The 557-nt window shown below is 33.4% G+C and carries 1 pseudogene; it reads right to left on the bottom strand.

The features are described from left to right. Nucleotides 1-557 (bottom strand): annotated as a pseudogene (locus ACP5Q2_RS09910) (hypothetical protein); the annotation flags it as partial.

Here is a 557-nt window from a genome sequence, read left to right as displayed (position 1 = left end):
AAAGATTGCATACTTTCCGTTTTTCTTTGCAATGTAGTAATTACTCTTTCCCTCCACTAATCCATATGGATATATCTCATCAAACCATTCTGGAGTTATCCTATTGCCACTTATATCAAATATAGCCCATTTACCGTTTTTCATTGCTTTGTAATAGTTGCTTTGTCCTTTAACTAATCCATCTGAAGAAATTTCGCTAAACCAATCTTTTGTTATCATATTCCCATCTTTATCAAATATCGCCTTCCTCCCATCTTTCTTTGCCAGATAGTAATTACTTTCCCCTCCAACTAAACCAACTGGAGAGATATCATCAAACCAATCAGTAATCCGTTTGCCATTCTTATTAAAGATTGCTCGACCCTGCCGATCATCATTTACTACAAAGTAATCTGATTCGCCGTTTGTAAATTTTTCGTCATTATAAATATACAATCCGCTAACAACTACTCTATTACTTTTTGCTTTTATAATATAATACTTAGAACCAATTTCTTGAAATTTTACAACGAAAAATCCACGTTTTAACCAACCAATCCAATTTGGGGGAACAGTAT

It is taken from the genome of Calditerrivibrio sp., assembly GCF_049968475.1.
GTDB classification, from domain to species: Bacteria; Chrysiogenota; Deferribacteres; order Deferribacterales; family Calditerrivibrionaceae; genus Calditerrivibrio; species Calditerrivibrio nitroreducens_A.
This window is presented reverse-complemented; position numbering and strand designations above follow the sequence as displayed.